This window comes from Micromonospora sp. LZ37, assembly GCF_059359015.1.
In genome coordinates this window covers 816,437-837,500 of record NZ_JCADBL010000001.1, presented here as the reverse complement: position 1 = coordinate 837,500, position 21,064 = coordinate 816,437, and the positions used below count along the sequence as shown (strand labels likewise).

Genomic DNA, 21,064 nt, shown 5'->3' with positions numbered 1-21,064 from the left:
GTACGCGGCCGGGGCCGGCGTGGGTGGGAGCCCGCGCCGGCCTCGGCCGTTGTCGTGTGGCGAGGAGGTGGACGTGATGGCACAGCCGACGCATCAGTGGCGGCCACCCGAGCGTGACTGGCGGGAACAGGACCTGTTCGACCTGCCCGAGGACGGGAACCGCTACGAGATCGTCGACGGGAGTCTGCACGTGACCCCACCTGCCGGGCCGGAACATCACGAGCTGGCGGACGACATCCGGATGACGTTCAAGCCGGGTGCCCCTCGGGACAGGATGTGGGCGGAGTGGACGGACCTCGCCCTGGTCATCGAGGTGGAGTCGCCCAACAGTCGCCGCCACGATCGGTTGACCAAGCCCGCGCTCCACGCGGAGGCGGGCATCCCCTCCTACTGGCGGGTCGAACGCGGCGACCTCGGTCCAGTCGTCCACCGCTAGACGCTGGTCAAGGGCGTCCACTACAACCTGCTCGGCACGGTCGGCCCGGACGACCCGGTGCGGATCGACGAGCCCTGGCCGATGCGGCTCGATCCCTCCGCCTGGCCCCGCTGAGAAACGAGAGAGCCCGGCCCGCGTCACGCGGGCCGGGCTTCGTCGTGCCTGCGGGGACTCAGCCCCTGCCGGCGTGGCTGGCGAGCTGGTCGAGGCCCTGGATGATGCCGCCGGCCAGGTCGCCGCCGCCGAAGGACGCGACCATGCTCAGCGCGGCGAGCCTGACGTACGTGTCGGGGATCCGCTTGCGCGCGTACCGGCCGGTGACGATCTCCAGCTGGCGCTGGTTGGGCGACACGGCGATCAGCACCGACCGGTCGGGCTCGGCGAGCTGGCGGTGCAGCCGCTCGGCGTGCTCGCGGATCGGCTCGTCCAGGCCGCCCACGTAGACCGAGAAGACCAGTCCGCTGCCCTGGTCGGCCAGGCGCAGCGCCTCGTCGATACGCAGCAGTTGGCGGGTCGAGAAGGGCCCGTCCAGCACGTCGGGCGGCGTGCCCGTGCCCGAGCCGGGCTGCAGCTCACCAACGGTCACTTGCGCCTCCGGTTCCACCGGCCGGTGCCTCGACGCCGGCCTGCTCCTGCTTGCGGCTGGTCAGCGCGGGCGCCTGCGCGCCCGCGGCCAGGGCGGTGCCGGCCGAGTCGGCCAGCTGCTCCGGGTGGCCCAGGAACCAGACCGGAGTGAAGTCGAAGGGCCGGCCCGGCCGGTAGCGCTTGGCGCCACCACCGTGGCGGTTGCCGGCGAAGATCAGTCCGACGATCACCAGCACCACGGCCGCCGGGATGCCGGCGAAGATCAGCAAAGTGTCAGTGACAGACAATCCCAACGCCCCCAGGCGGAAGAGAGACCAGAGCATCCGGTTTCGGGTGGACGATCATGCCGCGGACCGCCCGAGCCCACTGCCATTCACGTTAGCGGAGTCGACCCCCCGCCAGATTGCGGGGTGCCGATCCCACCCGTCACCGCAGTGTTCCAGTTGCGCCGCGGCGGCGACCAACCGGGCGTCGTCGCCGTAGCGACCGGACAGCAGCACCCCGACCGGGAGGCCCGCCGCGGTACGGCCGACGGGCACCGACACGGACGGATCGCCCGTGACGTTGAAGATGGCGCAGTACGGCGAGAACCGGCGTTGGCGGTCGAAATCCGCCGCCGGGTCCCCGTCGGCGGTGAACCAGCCCACCGGCGCCTGGGGCGCGGTGAGGGTGGGGCAGAGCAGCAGGTCGTAGCCGGCGGTGCGACGGGCGCCGAGCCGTACCTGCGCCTGGAGCTCGCCGAGCGTGGTCAGCAGCGCGCCGGCGCCGAGCGCCGCGCCCCGCTCGCGCAGGAACCGGGTCAGCGGCAGCAGTTGGGCCTCCCGTGCGGGGGGCACCGGGGCGAGCGCCAGGGCGTACCAGACGGTCTCGAAGAGCGGCCACGTCGCGGGTCCGAGCGGCGGGTCGATCTCGACCACCTCGTGGCCGGCCGCGGTGAGCAGCGCGGCGGCCCGGTCCACGGCGGCGACGCACTCCGGGTGGACCGGCTCGTCGGCGAGCATGGGGGCGGTGAACCGCCCGACGCGCAGCCGTCCCGGGTCGGCCCGGCGCGCCACGCCGAGGTAGCCGCCGGCGGGTCGGGGCGGCGGCAGGTACGGCTCGCCGGGCACGGGCACCGCCATCGCGTCGAGCAGGGCGGCGACGTCGGCGACGGTGCGCCCGATCGGGCCGTTGGTGGGCAGCCCGAACGCGCCGAAGCCGAGTGGACCGCCGGAGACCAGCCCGCGGCTGGGCTTGTAGCCGACCAGTCCGCAGAGGGCGGCGGGGATGCGCAGCGACCCCCCGCCGTCGGAGCCCTGGGCGACCGGCACCAGCCCGGTGGCGACCGCGGCCGCCGCGCCGCCGCTGGACCCGCCGGCGGTGTACGCCAGGTCCCACGGGTTGCGGGCCGGTGGCGCGACCAGACCCTCGGAGTAGAGCGAGCAGCCCAGCTCGGAGGTGGTGGTCTTGCCGAGGCTGACCAGCCCGGCGGCGGTCATCAGCCGGACCACGTCGGCGTCGACCGGCGGGACGAAGTCGACGAAGGCCGCCGAGCCGAAGGTGGTGCGCACCCCGGCGGTGAGCGTCAGGTCCTTGATCGCGGTCGGGACGCCGTGCAGCGGGCCGCGCCGCTCGGCCGGCACCGCGTCGGCGGCGCGCGCGGCGTCGAGCGCCCGCTCGGGCGTGACGGTGACGAACGCGCCGACCGTGTCGCCGAGCGCGTCGACCCGCGTCAGGTGGTGCGCGACCAGTTCGGCGCTGGTCAGCTCGCCGCGGGAGATCGCGGCCGCCTGCTCCAGCGCGGTCAGGTCGTGCGGCTCGGCCATTCCCTCATCCTGCCCGGTCGGACGCCGGTGGCGGCGGCGACACGACCGACCGCCGGGCGGCGAGGACGCCGGTTGCCACATATCGCGATGACAGGGGCCGCCCGGGATTGGCTGCGGCGGACGCCGCGACGGACCATTACGTATCGATGAACATACATCGATCGGTTCCGGACCGCCCACCACCACCGGCACCGGAACCGCCGGCTCCGCACCCCACAGGGAGCGACCACATGCCACCCGCAGCCCCCACCGTCCCCCGGCACCGTCCGGCCCCCCGCTGGACCACCGCCACCGTCCGCGCCGTGCTGACCCTGATCCTGGTCGGCGCCGGCCTGACCGCCGCGCCGGCCGCCCAGGCCGCCGCCAGCCCCTACCAGCGCGGCCCCGACCCCACCGTGGCGAGCATCGAGGCGAGCCGCGGCCCGTTCGCCATCGCCCAGACCACCATCGCCGCCTCCAGCGTCAGCGGCTTCCGCGGCGGCACCGTCTACTACCCCACCAGCACCGCCGAGGGCACCTTCGGCGCGGTGGCGATCTCCCCCGGCTACACCGCGACCCAGTCCAGCGTGGCCTGGCTCGGCCCCCGGCTGGCCTCGCAGGGCTTCGTCGTCGTCACCATCGACACCCTCTCCCGCTACGACCAGCCGGCCAGTCGCGGCACCCAGCTGCTCGCCGCCCTGGACCACCTCACCACCGCCAGTACGGTGCGGACCCGGATCGACCGGAACCGGCTCGCCGTGATGGGCCACTCGATGGGCGGCGGCGGCAGCCTGTCCGCGGCGAACACCCGGCCGGCGTTGCAGGCCGCGATCCCGCTGACCGGCTGGCACACCGTCAAGAACTGGTCCGGGGTACGCGTCCCGACGCTGGTCGTCGGCGCGGAGAACGACTCCATCGCCCCGGTGACCTCGCACTCGGAGCCGTTCTACACCAGCCTGCCGTCCACCCTGGACAAGGCGTACCTCGAACTCAACGCGGCCAGCCACTCGGCGCCCACGTCGTCGAACGTGACCGTCGCCAAGTACAGCATCTCCTGGCTCAAGCGGTTCGTGGACGACGACACCCGCTACGAACAGTTCCTCTGCCCGGCGCCACGCGGCACGGCGATCCAGGAGTACCGGGACACCTGCCCCCACTCCTGAGCCACATCGTCGGGCCAGCTGCCCGTCGGCCGGTCACCCCGCCGGTCGACGGGCACCGGCGCGGGAGGGTCAGGACAGGGTGCCGGGTGGGGCCACCCACTCGGACCGGGGCCCGCCGACCTCCGCCAGCAGGTCGAAGTCCCGGTCGTAGTGCAGCACCGTCGCCGAGTACTCGGCGGCGACCGCCGCGACCGTGACGTCCACCGGACTCGCCGCCCGGTGCTGGCCGTGCGCGGTCAGCGCCAGCTGAAGGTCACGCGCCCGCGTGGACACCGCAGCGGTAACCGGCAGCTCGGTCATCAACTGGGCGCGGCGGGCACGGATCGTCATGGCGTCGCGGAAGTCGCGAGCGCTCCGTCCGTCCTCCAGGTCGAGCGGCAGACAGGTCGCCGCGAGACCTTCCTCCAGGATCGCCGCCAGTCGCTTGTGCACCACCGGCAGCCGCAGCCGGGCCCACGCCGACGTGTCGATGAGGTAGAGACCGCCCGGAAAGGTCACGCCGCGTCCTGCCGACCCTGTGGCGTCTTGTCGTCATCGACGATGCCGGTCCAGTCCCGGTCGACCGCGAGCAGCTCGCGCACGGCCTCAAGGCGCTCGCTGCGCTCCGCCACCAGCCGGAGCGCCGCGTGGATGGTGTCCTTCTTGCTCTTGGTGCCCAGCTCGCGCCGGGCCCGTTCGAGCAGTTCATCATCAAGATCGATAACGGTCTTCACGGGAAGAGTGTATATCGTCTTGCCGTCTTTATATACCCGGTCTGCCGAGGAAGCGCAGGGCGTTGCCGGAGAGCAGCTTGTCGCGCTGCGCGGCGGTGAGGAAGTCGGACCGGTGCACGACCTGGCCGACCGGCCGCTCCCCCAGCGGGTACGGGTAGTCGCTGCCGAGCATGACCCGGTCCTCGCCGACCGTCTCCACCAGCAGCCGCAGCGCGGCCGGCGCGAAGACCACCGAGTCGACGCTGAACCGGTCGACGTAACGGCTCGGCGGCATCGTGGAGGCGCCGCGTACCAGGTCGCCCCGGCGGTGCCAGGCGTTGTCGGCGCGGCCCAGCCAGAACGGGAAGCTGCCGCCGCCGTGCGCGAAGCAGATCCGCAGCGTCTCGGGCACCCGGTCGAAGACGCCGCCGAGGATCATCGCCAGCACCGACAGGTGCGTCTCGGCGGGCATCCCGGCCAGCCAACGGGCCATCCACCGGTCCAGCCGGGGCCCGTCGGGCATGTCCCACGGGTGCACGAAGACCGGCGCGCCGACCTCGGCGCAGTGGGTCAGGAACTGCACGATGCCCGCGTCGTCGAGGTCACGGTCGCCGACGTGGTTGCCGATCTCCACCCCGACGTGACCGGTGGCCAGGCAGCGGTCCAGCTCGGCGCAGGCCGCGTCCGGGTCCTGCAACGGCACCTGACAGAAGGGCACCAGCCGGTCACCACCGGCGGCGGTGACCTCCAGGGTGAGGTCGTTGAAGATCCGGGCGACCTTCACCGCCTGGTCGGCGGGGCGGTCGTAGCTGAAGAAGACCGGGGTCGGCGAGACCACCTGCACGTCGACGCCGTCGGCGTCCATGTCGCCCAGCCGGGTCGGGGCGTCCCAGCACTCGGCCCCGACCGGCCGGAACTCCGTCTCCCCCACCATGATCATGGCCGCGCGTTCGGAGTCGATCCGCAGCCGCGGCCAGCCGGACCCGCCGCAGGCCGCGGCGAGGTCCGGCCACCCCTTCGGTACGACGTGCGTGTGCACGTCGACCACCGGAGCGCGCATCAGCCCTTGCCCGGGTGCAGGGCGCCGCAGTTGCCGCAGGTCCGGGCCTTCTCGTCGGCGTAGAACGCGGCGAAGACCGGGGGCAGGTCGGCGGCGATGTCGCGGACCTGGAGTTCGACCTCGTGCACCTTGTGGTGGCAGTCGGGGCAGTACCACTGGAACCGCTCCAGGGTGCCCTCCTCGCGGACCCGCTCGATGACCATGCCGATGGAGCCGGCCTCCGGTCGCTGGGGCGAGTGCGGGGTGTCGCGCGGCAGCATCCACATCTGGCCTTCGCGCACGTGCACCGTGCGCGGCCCCTCGGGGAGCATCAGGTTGATGTGCATGTTGCCCTTGACCTGGTAGAAGAACTCCTCGTACGGGTCGACGTGGAAGTCGGTGCGCTGGTTGGGCCCGCCCACCACCATGACGATGAAGTCGTCGCTGCCGGGCAGCATCTCCTTGTTGCCCACCGGCGGCTTGAGCAGGTGCTGGTTCTCCCCGATCCAGCCGGAGAAGCTGAACGGCTCGGCGATCTCACTCATGACTGCCTCCCGACGGTAGTAGCGCCACGGCCTGCATCTCGATCAGCAGGTGCGGATGCGGCAACTGGTGCACCGCCACCGTCGTCCGGGTCGGCCCGGTGGCGTCGAAGAACTCCGCCCACACCTCGTTGTACCCACCGAAGTCGTTCATGTTGACCAGGTAGGAGGTCACCTGCACCAGGTCGGCCAGGTCGGCGCCGACCGAGCGCAGCAGGTCACCGATGTTCTCGATGACCGCGCGGGTCTGCGCCCGGATGTCCAGGTCGGTCGTGCCGAACTCGTCCACCGTCACGCCGGCGAAGGTGTTGTCCGGCCGGCGCGACGACGTACCCGAGACGAAGACGAACCCGCCCGCGACCTTGACGTGCGGGAACGCCCCCCGCGGGACGGCCTTGCCGGCGACCACCCGGGCGGTCACGACGCGGCCCGCAGCGAGGCGGTCCCGAGCTTCTCCACCACGGCCCGCACGTGCGCGCCGGGCCGCAGCGGCACGGCGGCCGTGGCGGCGCCCGCGAGGAAGACCCAGCCCTCGCGGAGCCGTACCCCGTGCCGCCCGGCCAGCCGGATCCCCTCGTCCAGGGCCCGGCGCGGATCACCGAGGATCGCGGCGGTCGAACCGACCTGCGCCACCCGCCCGTCGATCTCCAGCAGCACGCCCAGGTTGTCCAACCCGTCCGGCACCGGCGACCACGGCCCCACCACGAACGCCGCCGCCGAGGTGTTGTCGGCGACCACGTCCGGCAGGGAGAAGGTGAAGTTCGCGTACCGGGAGTCGATCAGCTCGATCGCCGGGGCGACGGCCCGGACCGCGTCGGTGAAGGAAGCCACCGGCTCACCCGGCTCGGGGAGCCGGTCCAGCAGGAAGGCCACCTCCGGCTCGACCCGGGGGTGGATGAAGTCGGCGACGTCGACCGTGCCGCCGTCGGGGACCCGCATCACGTCGGTGAGCCGGCCCCAGATCACCTCGTCCACCCCGACCTGGGCCATCTTCGCCCGGCTGGTCAGCCCCATCTTGAGCCCGACCAGCCGCTCACCCCGGTCCAGCCGGCGCTGCACCAGCGCGGTCTGCACCGCGTACGCGGCGTCGACGTCCAGCCCGGTCTCGGCGGCGAGCTGGCCGATCGCGGTGGCGGTGTCGGCGGCCACACCGAGCCGCTCGGCGATCCCCGCGGTGTCCGGCCCGATCATGCGGTCTCCCCCTGCTGCTCACGCCGACCGGCCAGGTCCAGCGCCACGTCCACGATCATGTCCTCCTGGCCGCCGACCATCCGCCGCCGGCCCAGCTCGACCAGGATCGAGCGGACGTCCACCCCGTACCGGGTCGAGGCGCGCTCGGCGTGCCGCAGGAAGCTGGAGTAGACCCCCGCGTACCCGAGCGAGAGCGTCTCCCGGTCGACCTGGACCGGCCGGTCCTGCAACGGCCGCACCACGTCGTCGGCGGCGTCCATCAGCGCGAAGACGTCGCAGCCGTGCTTCCAGCCGTGCAGCTCGGCGACCGCGACGAAGACCTCCAGCGGCGCGTTCCCGGCGCCCGCGCCCATGCCGGCGAGGGAGGCGTCGACGCGGACGGTCCGGCCGGACGGGGAGCCGAGCGGTCCCGCGCCGAGGATCCGGCCGTGCTCGACCGCGACCACGCTGTTGGCCACCCCGAGCGACAGGTTGTGGTGCGCGTGGATGCCGATCTGCGTCTCCGGCGCCAGCACCTGCCGGTACGCGTCGACCCGCTGCGCCACGTCGGACATCAGCAGCCGGCCACCGGAGTCGGTGACGTAGACGCAGTGCGCCCCGTAGGACTCCATCAGCTTCGCCTGGGCGGCCAGCCCGGCCGGGTCGGACATGTGCGACATCATCAGGAACCCGGAGACGTCCATGCCGTTCTCCCGGGCCCAGGAGATGTGCTGGGCGGAGATGTCCGCCTCGGTGCAGTGCGTGGCGATCCGGACGCTGGTCACGCCGAGCGCCTTCGCCGCCTTCAGGTCGGCGATGGTGCCGATGCCCGGCAGCAGCAGGGTGGTCAGCCGCGCGTTCGTCAGCACCTCCGCGGCCGCCGCGATCCAGTCGGCGTCGCTCGCCGCGCCGTGGCCGTAGTTGACGCTGGACCCGGCCAGCCCGTCGCCGTGCGCCACCTCGATCGCGGCGACCCCGGCGGCGTCCAGCGCGGCGGCGATGGTCCGCACCTGGTCGACGGTGTAGCGGTGGGCGACGGCGTGCATGCCGTCGCGCAGCGTCACGTCCTGGATGTACAGGTCGGTCACGCCGACACCCCCTTGCGCAGGGCCACGAGCCGTTCCGCCGTCCGCAGCGCGGCCGAGGTCATGATGTCCAGGTTCCCGGCGTACGCGGGCAGGTGGTGCCCGGCCCCGGAGACCTCCAGGAAGACGGAGACCTGGAGCCCGTCGAACCGCCGCCCCAGCGCCGGCACGTGGGTGTCCACCCGGTCGAACTGGACGTCCTGCTTGAGCCGGTAACCGGGGACGTACTCCTGGACCGTGGCGACCATGTCGGCCACCGAGGCGGCGATGGCGGACCGGTCGGCGTCGGCGTCCGGGCAGAGGCAGTAGACCGTGTCCCGCATCAGCAGCGGCGGCTCGGCCGGGTTGAGCACGATGATCGCCTTGCCGCGCCGCGCGCCGCCGACCACCTCGATCGCCCGGGCGGTGGTCTCGGTGAACTCGTCGATGTTGGCCCGGGTGCCCGGCCCGGCCGAGCGCGAGGCGATCGAGGCGACGATCTCCCCGTACGCGACCGGGGTGACCCGGCCGACGGCGGCGACGATCGGGACGGTCGCCTGCCCGCCGCAGGTCACCATGTTGACGTTGCTCTCGTGCAGGTGCTCGTCCAGATTGACCGGCGGCACCACGTACGGGCCGAGCGCGGCCGGGGTCAGGTCGACCACGGTCCGGCCGTGCGCGCGCAGCACCGCGTCGTTGTGCCGGTGCGCGCCGGCCGAGGTCGCGTCGAAGACCAGCTCCACGTCGGCGAACTCGGGCAGCGCGACGAGCCCCGCCACGCCCTCGGCGGTGGTGGCCACGCCGAGCCGCCGGGCCCGGGCCAGCCCGTCGGAGGCGGGGTCGATGCCGGCCATGGCCACCATCCGCAGGCTGTCGCTCAGCCGCAACACCTTGATCATCAGATCGGTGCCGATGTTGCCGGACCCGATCACCGCCACGCCCGTGGTCATGCCCGGGCCTCCTTCGAGAAACAGGTCCGAACCGAACCGAGGCCGGAGATCCGCGCCTCGTACCCGGCGCCCGGGGTGACCGGCACCATCGGGCCGAGCGCCCCGGAGAGCACCACGTCCCCGGCGCGCAGCGGGTCGCCGGCGCGGGCCAGCGTGCCGGCCAGCCACTGGAGCGCGTGCAGCGGATTGCCGAGGCAGGCCGCCCCCGCGCCGACCGAGACCGGCTCCCCCGCGTGCTCCAGCACCATCCCGCACAACCGCAGGTCCACGTCGGTGAGCCGGCGGGGCGTGGTGCCGAGCACGAACAACCCGCTGGAGGCGTTGTCGGCGACGGTGTCCACGATGGAGATGTCCCAGCCGGCGATCCGCGAGTCGACGATCTCGATCGCCGGCAGCACGTGGTCGACCGCGCGGATCAGGTCGACGGTGGTGACCCGCTCGTCGGGCAGGTCCGCGCCGAGCACGAAGGCGATCTCCGCCTCCACCCGGGGCTGGAGCAGCCGGTCGATCGGCACCTCCACGCCGTCGCCGACCGCCATCGCGTCGGTCAGCACGCCGAAGTCCGGCTGGAAGACGCCGAAGCTCTCCTGCACCGCCCGGGAGGTCAGCCCGATCTTCGCGCCCACCCGGCGCTCGCCCCGGCCCTGCCAGGCCCGCGCCTGGAGCTGCTGCACCCGGTACGCCGACTCGACGTCGGACTCCGGCAGCAGCCGCCCGCGCAGCGGCGGGCAGGGCTTGCCGCTCGACCGGGCCTCGGCCAGCTCCCGGTTCGCCGCTTCGATGTCGACGCTCATGTCAGGTCCACGCAGACGTTGGTGAGTTCGGAGTAGAAGTCGAGCGAGTGCACGCCACCCTCCCGGCCGATCCCGGACGCCTTCACCCCGCCGAACGGGGTGCGCAGGTCGCGCAGGAACCAGGTGTTGACCCAGACGATGCCGGCGTCCAGCCGGGCGCCGGCCCGGTGCGCCCGGCCGACGTCCCGGGTCCAGACGGCCGCCGCCAGGCCGTACTCGGTGCCGTTGGCCAGCGCGTACGCCTCGTCCTCGGTGTCGAAGGGCGCGACGTGCACCACCGGGCCGAAGATCTCCTCGGTGTTGGTGCGGGCCCGCGGGCCGAGCCCGGTGAGCACGGTCGGCTGCACGTACGCGCCACCGTCGCGGGCGTCGCCGAAGCGCGGCACCCCGCCCCCGGCCAGCACCTCGGCCCCCTCGGCGCGGGCCAGGTCGTAGTGGCCGAGCACCTTGTCCCGGTGCTGGTGCGAGATCAGCGGCATGTTCACCGTGGCCTCGTCGGCCGGCCAGCCGTACGCCAGCTCGTCGGCGCGCCGGGCCAGCCGGTCGGTGAACTCCTCGAAGACCGGCCGCTGCACGTAGATCCGCTCGGTGCAGAGGCAGACCTGGCCGCCGTTGGTGAAGCTGGACCGGACCGACCCGGCCACCGCGGCGTCCAGGTCGGCGTCGGCGAAGACCAGCCCGGCGTTCTTGCCGCCCAGCTCGAAGGAGACCGCCTTCACCCCGTCCGCCGCGGCGCGCATGATGGCGCCGCCGGTGGCGGACTCACCGGTGAAGGTGATCGCGTCCACGTCCGGGTGCCGGGTGAGGAACTCCCCGGCCGAGTCCGGCCCGAAGCCGTGCACCAGGTTGAACACCCCGTCGGGCACACCGGCGGCGGCCATCACCTCGGCGAGCAGCGTCGCCGAGGCGGGGGTCTCCTCGCTGGGCTTGACCACCACGGCGTTGCCGCAGGCCAGGGCGGGGGCGACCTTCCAGGTGAGGAGCAGCAGCGGCAGGTTCCACGGCACGATGACCGCGACCACGCCGACCGGCTTGCGGACGGCGTAGTTGAGCGCCCGGCCGCCGGTCGGGGTGACCGTGGTGAACGACTCGGTCGGTGCCGTCGCCGCGATCTCGGCGAACGCCCGGAAGTTCGCCGCGCCGCGCGGGATGTCGAGGGTGCGGGCCTGCGAGATGGCCTTGCCGGTGTCGGCGACCTCGGCGGTGACCAGGTCGTCGAAGCGGCGTTCCAGCTCGTCGGCGACCCGGCGCAGCACCTCGGCGCGTTCCCGCTCCCCCATCCGGCCCCACGGTCCGCGCAGCGCCGACCGGGCCGCGGCCACCGCGTCGTCCACTGTCGACCTCGACGCCTCGACCACCTCGAAGACCGGCTCGCCGGTGACCGGGCTGCGCTTGGTGAAGCGCGCGCCGGCGTCGACGAACTCACCGCCGACGAAGTTGCGCAGCAGCGCCGGCCCGTCGGGGGCCCGTCCGGCCATCAGCCGGGCATCCCAGCGCGTCATCCCCGCCTCCCTCGGCCGATCGCCGCACCGATCCCGGTGGCCAGCAGCGCCACCGCCCCGGCGACCACCGCCCCCGCCACCGCGTACTGCCGCCGTACCCGGCGGCGCACCTCGGCGTACGGGACGGTGGAGAAGGAGACCAGCTCGTACTGCGAAACGTACCGGCCGGGCAGGGCCCGTTCCAGTGCGTGTTCGACCCGCTTGCGGGTCCGGAAGACCGGCGAGGCGACCTTGTCCCGCATCTCCACGAAGTTGGCCAGCGCCATCCGGGCGATCGCCTCGGCGTTGTCCTGGCGGCGCCGCTGGAACAACGGCAGCGCGGCCGACCACTCGTCACCGCACTCGTCGAGGCAGCGGTCCAGCTCGACGACGTCCTCGAAGGCGCAGTTCGCGCCCTGGCCGTAGAACGGCACGACGGCGTGCGCCGCGTCGCCGAGCAGACCGACCTTCCCACCCACCTGCCACGGATTGCAGCGCACCGTGCCGAGCACGCCGACCGGGTTGTGCTGATAGTCGTCGACCAGGTTCGGGGCGAGCGGCAGCAGGTCCGGGTAGTGGGTGGCGAAGTGCCGCTCGATCGCGGCCGGGCTGCCCAGCGAGGCGAAGCTGGCGGTGCCGTGGGTCGGCCAGAAGAGCGTGCAGGTGAACGAGCGGTCCGGGTTGGGCAGCGCGATCATCATCGAGGTGCCGCGCGGCCAGATGTGCAGCGCCTCCGGGTCGAGGGCGAACTCGCCGCCGAGCGGCGGGATGGTGAGTTCCTTGTAGCCGTAGTCCAGGAAGTCCAGGCTCTCGGTCAGCACGTCGTACCCGAGGAGCTGCCCGCGCACGGCGGAGCCGGCGCCGTCGGCGCCCAGGACGACCGACGCGGTGGCGGCGACCTTGCCCTGCGGGGTCTCGAAGGTCATCGCGCCGGTGGCCGGGTCGAGCCCGACCAGCCGGTGGTCGAAGGCCAGCCGGACCCCGGGCAGCGCGGCCGCGGCGGTGAGCAGCGCGTTGTTGAGCGTCCCCCGGCTGATCGAGTTGATCGCCCGGTCGCCGGAGACGCTGTACGACTGGAACTGCGCCGCCCCCGCCACCGGGTGGATCATCCGGCCGCGCATCGGCAGCGCGTCCGCCATCACCTGCTCGTCCAGGCCGATCCGGCGCAGCGCGTCGAGGCCGCGCTCGGAGAGCGCCAGGTTGATCGAGCGGCCCCGCTCGACCCGCCCGGTACGCGGGTCGGGCCGCCGCTCGTATAGCGCCACCGGGTAGCCGCGCCGGGCCAGGAAACAGGCCAGCAGGCAGCCGGCGAGGCCGGCACCGACCACCGCGATCTCATCCCGCTGCGCCGTCATGCGGTGCCCTCCACCGTCGCGGCCAGCGCGTCGGCGACCCGCCAGCAGTCGTGGTACGTCGAGTAGAGCGGCACCGGGGCGAACCGGACCACGTCCGGCTCCCGGGCGTCGGCGATCACGCCGTGCTCGTGGCGCAGCCGCTTGGCCAGCTCGTTCGCGCTGCCCGCGCCGATGCGCACCGAGAGCTGACAGCCGCGCCGCGCCGGGTCCCGGGGCGTGACCACGGTCAGCGGCCGGCCGGGGGTGACCTCGTCGAGCAGCTTTTCCAGGAAGCCGGTGAGCCGGATGCTGCGCTCCCGCAGCGCCGCCATGCCGACCGCCTCGAAGAGCTCCAGCGAGGTCCGCACCGGGCCCATCGCGAAGATCGGCGGGTTGGAGATCTGCCACGCCTCGACGGTGGCCGGCGGTCGGGCGACCGGGGTCATCTCGAACCGGGTGGCCGCCTCGGTGCTCCACCAGCCCTCGAAGCGGGGCAGGTCGGGGTCGCCCAGGTGTCGCTCGTGGACGAAGACCCCGGCGAGCGCGCCCGGACCGGAGTTCAGGTACTTGTAGGAGCACCAGGCGGCGAAGTCGACGTCCCAGTCGTGCAGGCCCAGCGGCACGTTCCCGACCGCGTGCGCCAGGTCCCAGCCGACGACCGCGCCGGCGGCCCGACCGGCGGCGGTGATCGCCGGGATGTCCATCAGCTCGCCGGTGAGGTAGTTGACCCCGCCGAGCAGGACCAGCGCGACGGTGTCGCCCTCGGCGGCCAGGAACTCGCACACGTCGGAGGTGCGCAGGGTGTCCTCGCCGGCGCGCGGGGTCAGCCGGACCACCGTGGCGTCGGGGTCCAGGCCGTGGAAGCGGGCCTGGCTGCGCACCGCGTAGCTGTCCGACGGGAAGGCGGTGTCCTCGATGACGATCCGGGTCCGCTGCCCCGCCGGCCGGTAGAAGCTCACCATCAGCAGGTGCAGGTTGACGGTGAGGGAGTTCATCACCACGGTCTCCGCCGGCGACCCGCCGACCAGTCGCGCGGCGGGCGCCGTCAGCAGCTCGTGGTACGGCAGCCACGGCCGCGCCGCCTCCAGGTGCCCTTCCACGCCGAGCCGGCGCCAGGCGTCCAGGTCGGCGAGGAGCTCGTCCCGGGTGGCCCGGGGCTGCAGTCCCAGCGAGTTGCCGGCCAGGTACGCGGCCTCGGAGTAGCGCCCCCCGTCGGCGGCCGGTACGTGGAAGAGGTGGCGGTGTCCGGGGTCGGCCCGGTCGAGGCGGCGCGCCTCCTGCTCGTCGGTCCGCATGGTCCGTCCCCCGTTCACATCGCCGTCCGAGCCGACCACAGCTCCGGGAAGACCACCCGGGCCATGCTGCGCTGCAGCCACGCCAGCCCGGCGGAACCACCGCTGCCGACCTTGGCGCCCATGGTGCGCTGGACGGCCTTGATGTGGTTCCACCGCCAGTCGCCGAACTGCTCGGCCACCTCGGTGAGCGCCTCGCCGAGCAGCCGGAGGTGGTTGTCCGGCCCCTCGTCGCCGTAGACCTCCAGCCAGGCCGCCTCGACCAGGGGATGCGACCGGTGCTCGACGGTGACGTCCCGGTCGAGCAGGTCGGCGGGGAGGTCGTGTCCCTGCCGGGCGAGCAGGGCGACGACGTCGTCCCAGAGGCTCGGCGCGGCGAGGGTCGCGCACAGCCCGTCGTAGACCTCCTGCTGGCGGCGGAACGGGCGGATCAGGGCCGGGTCCCGGAGGCCGAGCAGGAACTCCAGGTGGCGGTACATCGCGGACTGGAATCCGGAGCCCTCGCCGAGCAGGTTGCGGAACCGGTTGAAGTCGGCCGGGGTCATCCAGCGCAGCCCGCGCCAGGCGGCGTTGAGCCCCTCCAGGTGCAGGGCGGCCCGCCGCAGCGGGGCGAGCGCCTCCCAGACCCGGTCGGCCCGCAGGTCCCGCTGGGCCTGGCGCAGCTCGTGGCAGGTCAGCCCGAAGTACAGCTCCATGATCTGGCTGACCATCAGGAAGGACATCTCGCCCGGGTCCGAGCTGAGCGGCTGCTGAAGCGAGTGCAGGGTGCTGGCGTGCACGTACGCGTCGTACGGGACCCGCTCGGTGAACTCCAGGGTCGGCTCGCCGCCGTTGCGGGCCGCCCGCGCGGTGCGTTGCTGCGGGGTCGCCGGGCGCACCACCGCGGCCAGGGTGGGGTGTTCCATCGTGTCGCCTCCTCCATGAGCCGGGGTGACGACATGATCTCGCGGTGAGAACGCCGAATGGAATGCCGATTCAACGGCACTCCCCGCTGATCACCTTCTGCTCGGAAGGGTCTTACCCGCCTCGACCTCAGGAAGGTAAAGTTCCTGCGTGGATGACATGGACTGGGCGCTGCTGCGGGAACTCCAGAACGATGCCCGGCTGTCGTTCAGCGAGCTGTCCCGCCGGGTGCACCTCTCCCCACCGGCGGTGGCCGAGCGGGTCCGCCGGCTGGAGGAGTCCGGGGTGATCACCGGCTACCACGCCCACGTGGACCTGACCCGGGCCGGTCGCGCCGTGGTCGCGCTGATCCGGATGTCCTGCTACGGCGCGCGCTGCATCCTGCACGACCCCGAGGTCGCCGACTGGCCGGAGATCCGGGAGATCCACCGGATCACCGGGGACGCGTGCAGCATGCTCAAGGTCGCGGCCGGGTCGATCGGGGACTTCGAGGCGGTCATCGACCGACTCGCCCCGTACGGGCAGCCGTCCAGCACGATGGTGCTCTCCACCCCGCTCGACTGGCACCCGGTCGCCCCGCTCACCCCACCGCCCCGCCGCTGACGCCGCCCGCCCCCGCCACCGCCCGGGCCCCGCCCGGGCAAGATCGTGCTCGATCCTGGATGTAGTCCCCTCACCCGGCTCGGGAAGCCACTACTTCCAGGATTCAGCGCGATCTTGCCCGGGCGGGCCGGGCGGGCGGGCCGGGCGGGTGGGTCGGCGGGGCGGGTGGGTCGGCGAGCGGGCGGGGCCGGGGCGGGTTTGCCCGGGGGCCAGCGGGAAAACAGCCTCCACTGCCCGTCAGCAGGATTCCGGTGCACCGCACCGGGAGGGGGGAATCATGCGGGGGCTCGTGGCACATCGTGCCCTGACGGCCGTGCTGAGCATGCTCGGCCTGGTCGGGGCGTTCATCCTGGCGACCGCGTCGCCGGCTCGGGCCGGCGAGGAGGTCTTCGTCGAGGTCACACCGAACAGCGTGCAGGCCGGCAGCCGGGTCAGCATCCGGGCCAGCTGCGACAACGCCAACAACGAGCAGGCCGACGTGCACAGCGACGCCTTCGGCCGGGTGATGCTCCGGCCGGACAACGGCTTCCTCACCGGCGCGGTCACCGTGCCGGGCAGCAAGGAACCGGGCGACTACCCGGTCGACCTGCGCTGCGACAACGGCAACACGGCGTCGACGAAACTCACCGTGCTGCAGATGGCCCAGCCGACCAAGGGCCCGGCGACCGGGGCCGGCGGCACCGCCGACCGGGGCCCCGGTTCGCTGCTGCTGGTGGGCGGCCTCTCCGTGCTGGCGGTGGTGGCCGGCCTCGGGGTCTTCGGCGGCGGCCGTCGTCGCGCCGGCACCCGCTCCTGACCCGTCACCGCCATGGCCGGCGCACCCACGCCTGAGCGGAGGTCGGGTCGGGACCGGGCACGGGCCGCGGCCCGGCTCGCCCGCCGGGCCGCCGGCCGGCTCCGCCGGGTCGCCGGCCAGGCCTGCTCCGCCAGCGTCGCCACGCCGGACCCGGCCGCCCGGGCCAATCCGGTACGGCCGCCGCCGCGCCGGACGGCCCAGCCGAGCCGGACGGCCCAGCCGAGCCGGACGGCCCGACCGGGCCGCTACCGGGGCCGGGGGCCGGGCGCGCCGGTGCTGGTGATCGCCAGCCTGATGGCGCTGATCGTCGCGATGCTCGGCGTCGAGCAGGTCACCGGCCTGAGCGTGCTGCCGGACCGGTTCATCGCGGGGCTGCGCCCTCCGCCGAAGAAGTTCCCGGTGCTGCCGGCCAGCCCGCCCACCGAGATCACGATCGGTGAGCTCGACCTGCGGGCGCCGGTGCACCAGGTGGGCGTCGCCCGCGACGGCAGCATCGCCGCTCCCGAGACCGCCCGCGCCCAGGAGGCGGGCTGGTACGACCAGGGCCCCACCCCCGGCCAGTACGGGCCGGCGGTGATCGTCGGGCACGTCGACACCACCACCGGGCCGGCGGTCTTCCACGGCCTCAAGGAGTTGCGGGAGGGGGACACGGTCGAGGTGACCCGGGAGGACCGCCGGGTGGCCGTCTTCGAGGTCGACCAGGTGGAGCGCTACGACAAGGACCGGTTGCCGGCCGACGAGATCTTCGGTGACTTCAGCCGGCCGAACCTGCGGCTGATCACCTGCGGGGGCCGCTGGGTCGGCGGCTCGACCGGGTACGCCGACAACGTGGTGGTGTACGCCTCGCTGGTGAAGGCCCGGGGCGACTGACGACGGGTCAGGCGGCCTCGGGCTCGCGGGCCGGCTCCCGCAGGTCGAGCCAGTCGGCCCAGCGCGGGTCGGGTGCCCGGTGACCGAGCACCCGCCAGGCCGTCCCCTTGGGGGGCGCCGGCAGGCTGTGCAGCCGCCAGCCCAGCTCGGCCGGGGTCTTGTCGCCCTTGGTGTGGTTGCAGCGGGCGCAGGCGGCGACCACGTTCTCCCAGGCGTGCCGGCCACCGCGACTGCGCGGGAAGACGTGGTCGATGGTCTCGGCCGGGCCGCGGCAGTAGGCGCAGCGCCAGCCGTCCCGGGCGAAGATGGCCCGCCGGGAGAGCCCCACGTGGGTGCGGTACGGCACCCGCACGAATCGGGTCAGCCGGACGACGGACGGCACCGGGAGCGCGTTGCGGGCGCTGTGCAGGACGCCGTCGCCGTCGGCGACGCAGACGGCCTTGGCCGAGAGCACCAGGATCGCGGCGCGACGCACGGACACGACACACAGCGGCTCGTAGGTGGCGTTGAGAACCAGCGCGCCGGAGCCCACCGTGGGTCGTATGTCAGGCATCGTGCTCACCCTCCCGGTCCAGCCGCTCCCACCGCTGGCAACGCCGGCCGCGCCCCGCGCAGCGGGGAACCACGACCGACGCCGGCGGGACCACCGACGTCCGTTGCGCCAATAGTCCCTGATCGGACCCCGGATTGCACGCACTAATCCGGGGTCTGACGTGAAGCTGTTTCCAACTGTGTGAGGATGACCGGTTCCGTACCCCTGGCCCGCCACGGTGGCGCGGGCCGCTCGCCCGGTGGGTCGGCCGCGACCGGCGACCGGGCCTGGGGTACGAAGACAGGATGAGCGCCGCCGATCCGATCCCCCTCGCCGAACCGATCCTGCCCAGCCCGACGCCCTCGCAGAACTGCCTCAGCGACACCTGGTGCAAGTCCGTGCTGGACGTGACCGACTCGGTCTGGTTCGCCGAGGGCAGCTACTGGATCCTGCTCAAGCCGCTGCGGGTCGTCCTGATCCTGCTGCTGGCGGTCGTCGCCCGGTGGGCGGTGCACCGGACGATCAACCGGCTGGTCCGCACCACCACCGACGGCGCGGTGCCGACCATGCTCCGGCCGCTGCGGGAGCGGATCCCGAGCGCGGCGGTCGACCCGGCCGAGTTCATTCCCGAGCGGCGGCGCCAGCGCGCCGAGGCGATCGGGTCGGTGCTGCGCAGCCTGGTCACCGCGTTCGTCTTCGGCATCGCGCTGCTGATGGTGCTCAAGGAGTTCAGCTTCGACCTCGCCCCGCTGCTGGCCAGCGCCGGCATCGCCGGCGTGGCCCTGGGCTTCGGCGCGCAGAGCCTGGTGAAGGACCTGATCGCCGGCCTGTTCATGCTCATCGAGGACCAGTACGGCGTCGGCGACACGGTGGACCTGGGCGAGGCGACCGGGGTGGTGGAGTCGGTCGGCCTGCGGGTCACCACCGTCCGCGACGGGCGCGGCGTGCTCTGGTACATCCGCAACGGCGAGATCGTCCGGGTCGGCAACAAGAGCCAGGGCTGGGCCCTGGTCGTGGTCGACCTGCCGATCGGCTTCGCCGGCACCGAGGAGGCGACGGCTGTGCTGCGGACCGCGGCCGCCTCGGTCGCCCTGGACCCGGAGCTGGCGCCGGAGATCGTCGAGGCCCCCGAGGTGCTGGGCGTCGAGCAGATGACCGTGGACGGGGCGGTGATCCGGACGGTGGTCAAGACGACCGCCGACGGACAGTACGCCGTCGGCCGGGAGCTGCGCCGCCGGCTGGCCGAGGCGTTGGAGAACTCGGGGATCACCGCCCGGATCGCCGCCGCCCGTCTCTACCCGGGCCTGCCGCCGCTGGCCGGCGGGACCGCCGGCACCCCGGCCACCGGTCAAGGCGGCGCCACCTGACCGACGTGAAGTCCCGCCGACGGACGGCCGAAATCCGGGGGTCGCGGACCGAGCGGACCCTCGGGTATCGTCCGTTCGTTCAGTCGGGCATGCGACGACCAAACCGTTCGCCCTAGCCAGTTGTCAGACGATCGGGCAGAATCCGGTGCACGCGCTCCCGCCGGAGCGTGATCATGTCCTCGCTGATCCGTAGATCTACGACGGGGTCCCCCCAGGCCGGCACGGCCGGCCGAGGTCGGGGCACGATGGAGGCGACGGTGTCCGACGAGCGACCCTCTCCGGACGGGCCCGCCACCTTCCGCGAGGTGTTCGGCCACTCCGAGTTCCGAGCGGTCTTCTCGGCCAGCGTGCTCGCCTGGGTCGGCGACTACGTCGCCCGGGCGGCGGTCACCGTGCTGGTCTACCAGCAGAGCCGGTCCGTCGCCCTCTCCGCCGCCGCGTTCGCGGTCAGCTACCTGCCCTGGCTCGTCGGCGGGCCGCTGCTCGCGGCGCTGGCCGAGCGGCACCGCCACCGCCAGGTCATGGTCGCCTGCGACCTGATCCGGATGGCGTTGCTGGCGCTGATTGCCATCCCCGGCCTACCGGTGTGGGCGATCCTGGCCCTGCTCTTCGCCACCACGCTGGCCAACCCGCCCAGCCAGGCCGCGCGGTCGGCACTGACCGCGGCCGTCCTCCGCGGTGACCAGCTCGTGCTGGGGCTGTCGCTGAGCGCCAGCGCCGGCCAGGCCGCCCAGGTCGTCGGCTACCTGCTCGGCGCCGCCCTGGCCGCGGTGGACCCCACCGCGGCGCTGCTGTTCAACGCGGCCACCTTCGCCGCCTCCGCCGCGCTGGTGCGCTTCGGGGTCCGCGACCGCGCCCCGGTGCTGACCCAGGCGCACCGCAGCCATCTGCTGCGCGAGACCGGGCAGGGCTTCCAGATCGTCTTCGGCACCCCGGTCCTGCGGGCGATCGCGGTGCTCGTCTTCAGCGCCGTGCTCTTCTCCATCGTGCCGGAGGGCCTGGCCGCCGGCTGGGCCGGCGAGCACGCCGGGGGCGGCCTCGACGACGGCGCCGCGCAGGCGGTCATCATGGCCGCCAACCCGGTCGGCTACATTCTCGGCGGACTGCTGATCGGGCGGGCGGTCGGACCGGCCCGCCGGCTGCGCCTGGTCCGCCCCCTGGCGGTGCTCGCCCCGCTGATGCTGGTGCCCGCGCTGCTCGACCCGCCACCCCTGGTGGTGGCCCTGCTCGCCGCCGCCTGCGGCTTCGCCGTCGCCGGGCTGGTCCCGACCGCGAACGGGCTCTTCGTCCGCGCCCTGCCCGTCCACTACCGGGCCCGCGCCTTCGGCGTGATGGCCACCGGCATCCAGGTGATCCAGGGCGGTGCGGTCCTGGTGACCGGCCTCCTGGCGGAGCACTTCTCCATTCCGGTGGTGGTCGGCGCGTGGAGCGCCGCCGGTGTGCTGCTGATGCTGGTGGTCATCCTGCGCTGGCCGGACGGCGCGACGATCGACGCGGCGGTCGACGCCGCCCACCGGGTCAACGAGGCCGCCGCCGGCGGACACCCGCCCGCTCCCGCCGCCGCCCGGCCCCGCACCGGGCCGTCCGGGTGCTCCCCGCCGGAGGGCCGCTCCGGTGAGCGGCGCCGCCGCAGCCACGCTGTGACGTGATCGGCAGCCCTCCGCACC

General features: G+C 73.6%; 24 protein-coding genes. 7 read left to right on the top strand and 17 right to left on the bottom strand.

All coding sequences use genetic code 11. The annotated features are described in order from the left end of the window. The first annotated feature begins 76 nt into the window (after nucleotides 1–76). Nucleotides 77–436 carry a Uma2 family endonuclease gene (locus AC5L3Z_RS04000; protein WP_494839524.1) on the top strand — a complete coding sequence of 120 codons (360 nt, stop codon included), beginning with the start codon at nucleotides 77–79 and terminating at the stop codon, nucleotides 434–436. 172 nt (nucleotides 437–608) lie between these two features. Here AC5L3Z_RS04000 and AC5L3Z_RS03995 read toward each other — a convergent pair whose 3' ends face one another. From AC5L3Z_RS03995 to AC5L3Z_RS03985, 3 genes are read right to left on the bottom strand one after another with little or no spacing between them, the layout of a single operon-like run. Next, nucleotides 609–1,022: a DUF5130 family protein gene (locus tag AC5L3Z_RS03995; protein WP_494839522.1), complete on the bottom strand. Its 414-nt coding sequence runs from the start codon at nucleotides 1,020–1,022 to the stop codon at nucleotides 609–611. Then, on the bottom strand, nucleotides 1,009–1,308 hold the full coding sequence (gene ctaJ, locus AC5L3Z_RS03990; protein ID WP_494839521.1) for an aa3-type cytochrome oxidase subunit CtaJ: 300 nt from the start codon (nucleotides 1,306–1,308) through the stop codon (nucleotides 1,009–1,011). Before ctaJ ends, AC5L3Z_RS03995 begins: the two co-directional genes overlap by 14 nt. 54 nt (nucleotides 1,309–1,362) lie before the next feature. After that, on the bottom strand, nucleotides 1,363–2,826 hold the full coding sequence (locus AC5L3Z_RS03985) for an amidase (protein ID WP_494839519.1): 1,464 nt from the start codon (nucleotides 2,824–2,826) through the stop codon (nucleotides 1,363–1,365). 230 nt (nucleotides 2,827–3,056) lie between these two features. Here AC5L3Z_RS03985 and bdeA point away from each other — a divergent pair, with 230 nt between their 5' ends. Continuing rightward, entirely contained in the window at nucleotides 3,057–3,968 is a 912-nt protein-coding gene (bdeA, locus tag AC5L3Z_RS03980; RefSeq protein ID WP_494839517.1) for a bis(hydroxyethyl) terephthalate hydrolase, read from the top strand. 69 nt (nucleotides 3,969–4,037) lie between these two features. Here bdeA and AC5L3Z_RS03975 read toward each other — a convergent pair whose 3' ends face one another. From AC5L3Z_RS03975 to AC5L3Z_RS03915, 13 genes are read right to left on the bottom strand one after another with little or no spacing between them, the layout of a single operon-like run. Beyond that, nucleotides 4,038–4,466, bottom strand: a complete 429-nt coding sequence (locus AC5L3Z_RS03975) for a PIN domain-containing protein (RefSeq protein WP_494839515.1) — start codon at nucleotides 4,464–4,466, stop codon at nucleotides 4,038–4,040. Continuing rightward, nucleotides 4,463–4,681, bottom strand: coding sequence for a type II toxin-antitoxin system VapB family antitoxin (locus AC5L3Z_RS03970; RefSeq protein WP_494839513.1), 219 nt, complete (start codon nucleotides 4,679–4,681; stop codon nucleotides 4,463–4,465). Before AC5L3Z_RS03970 ends, AC5L3Z_RS03975 begins: the two co-directional genes overlap by 4 nt. A 28-nt stretch (nucleotides 4,682–4,709) precedes the next feature. Continuing rightward, complete coding sequence (locus AC5L3Z_RS03965; RefSeq protein WP_494839512.1) at nucleotides 4,710–5,720, bottom strand: amidohydrolase family protein; 1,011 nt, start codon at nucleotides 5,718–5,720, stop codon at nucleotides 4,710–4,712. Then, nucleotides 5,720–6,244, bottom strand: a complete 525-nt coding sequence (locus tag AC5L3Z_RS03960; RefSeq protein WP_494839510.1) for a 3-hydroxyanthranilate 3,4-dioxygenase — start codon at nucleotides 6,242–6,244, stop codon at nucleotides 5,720–5,722. Before AC5L3Z_RS03960 ends, AC5L3Z_RS03965 begins: the two co-directional genes overlap by 1 nt. Next, on the bottom strand, nucleotides 6,237–6,662 hold the full coding sequence (locus AC5L3Z_RS03955; protein ID WP_334525580.1) for a RidA family protein: 426 nt from the start codon (nucleotides 6,660–6,662) through the stop codon (nucleotides 6,237–6,239). Before AC5L3Z_RS03955 ends, AC5L3Z_RS03960 begins: the two co-directional genes overlap by 8 nt. Continuing rightward, nucleotides 6,659–7,432 (bottom strand): 2-keto-4-pentenoate hydratase, encoded by a 774-nt coding sequence (locus AC5L3Z_RS03950; protein WP_494839508.1) that lies wholly within the window; start codon nucleotides 7,430–7,432, stop codon nucleotides 6,659–6,661. The genes AC5L3Z_RS03955 and AC5L3Z_RS03950 overlap by 4 nt, the downstream gene beginning before the upstream one ends. Next, entirely contained in the window at nucleotides 7,429–8,499 is a 1,071-nt protein-coding gene (gene dmpG / locus AC5L3Z_RS03945; protein ID WP_494839506.1) for a 4-hydroxy-2-oxovalerate aldolase, read from the bottom strand. Before dmpG ends, AC5L3Z_RS03950 begins: the two co-directional genes overlap by 4 nt. Beyond that, nucleotides 8,496–9,425: an acetaldehyde dehydrogenase (acetylating) gene (locus tag AC5L3Z_RS03940; RefSeq protein WP_494839504.1), complete on the bottom strand. Its 930-nt coding sequence runs from the start codon at nucleotides 9,423–9,425 to the stop codon at nucleotides 8,496–8,498. The genes dmpG and AC5L3Z_RS03940 overlap by 4 nt, the downstream gene beginning before the upstream one ends. Continuing rightward, entirely contained in the window at nucleotides 9,422–10,219 is a 798-nt protein-coding gene (locus AC5L3Z_RS03935) for a 2-keto-4-pentenoate hydratase (RefSeq protein WP_494839503.1), read from the bottom strand. Before AC5L3Z_RS03935 ends, AC5L3Z_RS03940 begins: the two co-directional genes overlap by 4 nt. Then, nucleotides 10,216–11,697 carry a 2-hydroxymuconic semialdehyde dehydrogenase gene (locus AC5L3Z_RS03930; protein WP_494839610.1) on the bottom strand — a complete coding sequence of 494 codons (1,482 nt, stop codon included), beginning with the start codon at nucleotides 11,695–11,697 and terminating at the stop codon, nucleotides 10,216–10,218. Before AC5L3Z_RS03930 ends, AC5L3Z_RS03935 begins: the two co-directional genes overlap by 4 nt. Nucleotides 11,698–11,717: 20 nt before the next feature. Further along, on the bottom strand, nucleotides 11,718–13,055 hold the full coding sequence (locus AC5L3Z_RS03925; RefSeq protein ID WP_494839501.1) for an FAD-dependent oxidoreductase: 1,338 nt from the start codon (nucleotides 13,053–13,055) through the stop codon (nucleotides 11,718–11,720). Further along, the gene (gene kynU, locus AC5L3Z_RS03920; protein ID WP_494839499.1) at nucleotides 13,052–14,329 is read right to left on the bottom strand and encodes a kynureninase; all 1,278 of its coding nucleotides are present in this window, start codon (nucleotides 14,327–14,329) and stop codon (nucleotides 13,052–13,054) included. Before kynU ends, AC5L3Z_RS03925 begins: the two co-directional genes overlap by 4 nt. Nucleotides 14,330–14,343: 14 nt before the next feature. After that, nucleotides 14,344–15,231: a tryptophan 2,3-dioxygenase gene (locus tag AC5L3Z_RS03915; RefSeq protein WP_494839497.1), complete on the bottom strand. Its 888-nt coding sequence runs from the start codon at nucleotides 15,229–15,231 to the stop codon at nucleotides 14,344–14,346. A gap of 148 nt (nucleotides 15,232–15,379) precedes the next feature. Here AC5L3Z_RS03915 and AC5L3Z_RS03910 point away from each other — a divergent pair, with 148 nt between their 5' ends. The 3 genes from AC5L3Z_RS03910 (at nucleotide 15,380) to AC5L3Z_RS03900 (ending at nucleotide 17,498) form a co-directional block, all read left to right on the top strand. Continuing rightward, the gene (locus AC5L3Z_RS03910; protein WP_494839495.1) at nucleotides 15,380–15,832 is read left to right on the top strand and encodes an Lrp/AsnC family transcriptional regulator; all 453 of its coding nucleotides are present in this window, start codon (nucleotides 15,380–15,382) and stop codon (nucleotides 15,830–15,832) included. Nucleotides 15,833–16,154: 322 nt separating this feature from the next. Beyond that, nucleotides 16,155–16,628, top strand: coding sequence for a hypothetical protein (locus tag AC5L3Z_RS03905; protein ID WP_494839609.1), 474 nt, complete (start codon nucleotides 16,155–16,157; stop codon nucleotides 16,626–16,628). Between the two features lie 12 nt (nucleotides 16,629–16,640). Then, complete coding sequence (locus AC5L3Z_RS03900; RefSeq protein ID WP_494839493.1) at nucleotides 16,641–17,498, top strand: class F sortase; 858 nt, start codon at nucleotides 16,641–16,643, stop codon at nucleotides 17,496–17,498. Between the two features lie 7 nt (nucleotides 17,499–17,505). Here the strand turns inward: AC5L3Z_RS03900 and AC5L3Z_RS03895 are convergent, their stop codons facing one another. After that, nucleotides 17,506–18,051, bottom strand: coding sequence for an HNH endonuclease (locus tag AC5L3Z_RS03895; protein WP_334525605.1), 546 nt, complete (start codon nucleotides 18,049–18,051; stop codon nucleotides 17,506–17,508). 284 nt (nucleotides 18,052–18,335) lie between these two features. On the opposite strand from AC5L3Z_RS03895, the gene AC5L3Z_RS03890 reads away from it, so the two are divergent. Together AC5L3Z_RS03890 and AC5L3Z_RS03885 are read left to right on the top strand one after the other, a co-directional pair. Further along, nucleotides 18,336–19,397, top strand: a complete 1,062-nt coding sequence (locus AC5L3Z_RS03890; protein ID WP_494839491.1) for a mechanosensitive ion channel family protein — start codon at nucleotides 18,336–18,338, stop codon at nucleotides 19,395–19,397. A gap of 245 nt (nucleotides 19,398–19,642) precedes the next feature. Next, nucleotides 19,643–21,046, top strand: coding sequence for an MFS transporter (locus tag AC5L3Z_RS03885; protein ID WP_494839489.1), 1,404 nt, complete (start codon nucleotides 19,643–19,645; stop codon nucleotides 21,044–21,046). The last annotated feature ends 18 nt before the right edge of the window (nucleotides 21,047–21,064 follow it).